The organism is Oleiphilus sp. HI0123 (assembly GCF_001635315.1).
On the sequence record NZ_LWGE01000304.1, the window covers coordinates 1 to 3233 of the forward strand.

The window sequence follows — 3233 nt, forward strand, 5'->3', positions numbered from 1 at the left end:
ACGAGTTCAGTCGTTTTAGAACCCAAGTCAATTACCGAATTATTGAAAATGCCGATATCGCATTCGGCTTCCGCTATATGAATGTTGGCAGCGAATTAGATGGCAAGAATGAAACCCTTGAAAGCGGCGTATACCTTGGTCTTCAGTTAGCACTATAAGACTCAGGAGAGCACTGCAAACGCAGAGACTAAGCCGGATTCATCAGATAAACTAATGTGTATAGTCTCTGCACCCATTTCTTCCATTTTTAATTTTGCTTTTTGGTGCAAGACAGCAACAGGTTGCCCGCTCACCGAATGCGCGAGCTCTATATCATGCCAGGTAATACCCTGAGAGACCCCAGTACCCAAAGCCTTTGATACAGCTTCTTTGACAGCAAAACGCTTAGCTAAGAAGTTGTCTGGACGATTCGATTCAAGAAAGGAGTCAAACTCGTTGGGGGATAATATCCGCTTTGCAAAGCGCTCTCCATAACGCTCGAGGGATCTGGCAATTCTCTGGATTTCAACCAGGTCATTGCCAATACCTTTAACAGTCATAATTCACTATTAGCTCGTAGATTGTATTAAGGCATTCATTTCACGAACCGCATCCTTTATGCCAACAAACAAAGCCCTAGCAATGATACTATGCCCTATATTGAGTTCGTTAATACCGGGTATGGCCGCTATCGCATGCGTATTATGATAGTGCAAACCGTGCCCTGCATTAACAATCAGGCCATGAGACAAGGCCAAGTTCAAACCACTACGAATCCTTCCTAACTCTGCTTGCAATTCAAGCGGATCCTTACACTCGGCATAATGCCCTGTGTGAATCTCAATGGCTTGAGCACCGCAACGAACAGCCGCTTCAATTTGCGCAGGCTCAGGATCGATAAACAGAGAAACTTCTGAACCAATCTCACTCAAGCGAGCGCAGGCATCCTTAATACGATCTTCCTGCGCAATGACATCCAAGCCACCCTCAGTAGTCAGTTCCTCTCTTTTCTCAGGCACCAAACAACAATGTTCAGGCTTAACCTTCTCGGCAAGCCCTAGCATATTTTCGGTTACTGCCATTTCAAGATTCATTCGAGTTTGCAAGGTTTCCTTCATCACCAGTACATCTCGCTCTTGAATATGGCGTCGATCTTCACGCGGATGAATTGTAATACCATCTGCTCCAGCCTCTTCAGCCAGTAAAGCAGCTTGAACAGGGTCAGGGTAACGTGTGCCACGAGCCTCTCTCAAGGTTGCCACGTGATCAACGTTCACGCCTAATAAAACTCTGCCATTAGGATTTTCCATCAAATTTACCCCTTAAACTTTATCGGACGAAATAACTCTCGACTTTTTATCACCTGACCACCCAAAGCATCATCAACCAGATAGCGCATCAACTGCTTGGCCTTTAAGTACTCTTCCTTTTGCCAGGTAGAGCCATTAACAATATCTAAAGTACTGATAAGCGATATTGCTTTTCCACTTATAATAAACACACTTCCTAAGTTAGAGCTGGCCTTACCAACTCCTTCAAAACCTTGCTGTGAAAGAAACTTATATCCCTGATCCTTCTGAATCTTGTGACCATAAATATCATGTTCAAAATCAGGCAGTAATCCTAGCTCACTCAGTAAAAGGTATTCAAATTTTCGCAAACAGCGCTGCAAGTCTTGCCCTTCAGCTAGCTGATCCAAACAATCTACATAGTTTGAGAACACTCCCGGGCTTGGCTCATTGTCCGGTACTAGCTTCAGAACCAATTCATTAAGGTAGTAAGCACTAAAAAGATAGTTTGCGCGAAGCTTATAGGGCTGGCTTGGAACATCGACGGATCGAAGTGTTTTGATTGAAGAGCGGCCACTCCAAGAGAGCAAAAGAGCCTGAAAGGGTTGAAGCAAGGCTGACCAAGCACTTCCTTTTCGCAAGGCCCCTTTTGCGATCAAAGTAAGCCGTCCGAAATTAAGTGAAAACACATCAACTAAAAGACTGGACTCCTGATAAGGGCGCCGGTTCAAAACATAAACCGCTTGCTGCTCCTCAATCATACTCATGCACTGACCGCCCCCTATTTAAAGGAGCCTTACTCGTCTCGATAACCCAAACTCTTTAAAGCCCTTTCATCATCAGACCAACCACTTTTGACCTTAACCCATAGGTTTAACATCACCTTGGTATCAAACAAGCGCTCCATTTCTTTACGAGCATCACGGCCAATGATTTTTATTTGTTCACCCTTGTCACCAATAACGATTTTCTTTTGACCACTGCGCTCTACAAGTATTAGCGCGCTAATATGCAGCACGTGCTTAACCTGTTTAAACTCTTCAATCTCTACAGTCACCGCATAAGGTAGCTCTTCCCCCAGCTGTCGCATGATCTTCTCACGCACAAGCTCAGCAGCCAGAAAGCGCTGACTTCTGTCAGTCACTTGATCTTCAGGATAGTAATGAATACTGTTTGGAAGGAAGCTATCAATTAGTTTTTCAAGAGAATCAACATTATGTCCATGCTTGGCAGAAACTGGAATAATTTCGTTGAACGAATGCTTCTCAGCCAAAACTTGAATGTGCGGTAACAAAGCACCTTTTTCTTTTGCCTGATCAACTTTATTTAACACGAGAATTACAGGCGCTTTTGCAGCTTGGATTTTTTCAAGCACGAAGCTATCTTCCTCTGTCCACTTGGTTCGATCAACCAAAAAGACAATAACATCAACATGCTTAAGCGAATCTGACGCCGCTTTATTCATATATCGATTAATCGCTTTATGTTCTTTCAGGTGCAAACCAGGTGTATCAACATAAACGACTTGCGCTTCGCCTTCGGTTTTGATCCCTAAAATCTGGTGACGCGTGGTCTGAGGCTTCTTTGAGGTAATACTAATCTTTTGACCCAATATACGATTTAGCAACGTTGATTTGCCGACATTAGGGCGCCCAACAATGGCGACATAGCCACAACGGGTATTCGGGTTATTAAAACTTTCCAAGTCGAATTCAGTCATGATAATACTCCAGGGTTATGACTTTTCTTCCAGAATAGCCAGCGCTTGCTTTGCTGATTTTTGCTCAGCTATTCGTCGACTAGGGCCTTCACTATTTGTTCTGATACTCATTGATGCAACCTCACACTCGACAAAGAAAGTCTGATCATGAGCTTCACCTGTGACCTTAATAACTTCATATTTCGGGAGGTCTTTCTTTATAGATTGCAGATATTCTTGTAGGCGGGTTTTAGGGTCTTTTTCGG

General features: G+C 43.6%; 5 protein-coding genes. All 5 read right to left on the minus strand.

Translation table 11 applies throughout. The features are described from left to right. Positions 1-161: 161 nt before the first annotated feature. Positions 162-539: a holo-ACP synthase gene (gene acpS / locus A3761_RS02900; RefSeq protein WP_068507884.1), complete on the minus strand. Its 378-nt coding sequence runs from the start codon at positions 537-539 to the stop codon at positions 162-164. A 9-nt stretch (positions 540-548) separates the two neighbouring features. Further along, on the minus strand, positions 549-1289 hold the full coding sequence (gene pdxJ, locus A3761_RS02905; RefSeq protein WP_068507886.1) for a pyridoxine 5'-phosphate synthase: 741 nt from the start codon (positions 1287-1289) through the stop codon (positions 549-551). Between the two features lie 5 nt (positions 1290-1294). Continuing rightward, positions 1295-2035: a DNA repair protein RecO gene (gene recO / locus A3761_RS02910; protein WP_082870153.1), complete on the minus strand. Its 741-nt coding sequence runs from the start codon at positions 2033-2035 to the stop codon at positions 1295-1297. Positions 2036-2064: 29 nt separating this feature from the next. Continuing rightward, entirely contained in the window at positions 2065-2988 is a 924-nt protein-coding gene (gene era / locus A3761_RS02915; protein ID WP_068507888.1) for a GTPase Era, read from the minus strand. A 15-nt stretch (positions 2989-3003) separates the two neighbouring features. Then, on the minus strand, positions 3004-3233 hold a 230-nt coding region (locus A3761_RS02920), incomplete at its 5' end, for a putative dsRNA-binding protein (RefSeq protein ID WP_231881133.1).

What these genes read in the sequence shown, in the direction of transcription:
- era (WP_068507888.1), bottom strand. Translation starts at nt 2,988, where the DNA reads ATGACTGAATTCGACTTGGAAAGTTTTAATAACCCGAATACCCGTTGT.
- acpS (WP_068507884.1), bottom strand. Translation starts at nt 539, where the DNA reads ATGACTGTTAAAGGTATTGGCAATGACCTGGTTGAAATCCAGAGAATT.
- pdxJ (WP_068507886.1), bottom strand. Translation starts at nt 1,289, where the DNA reads ATGGAAAATCCTAATGGCAGAGTTTTATTAGGCGTGAACGTTGATCAC.
- recO (WP_082870153.1), bottom strand. Translation starts at nt 2,035, where the DNA reads ATGAGTATGATTGAGGAGCAGCAAGCGGTTTATGTTTTGAACCGGCGC.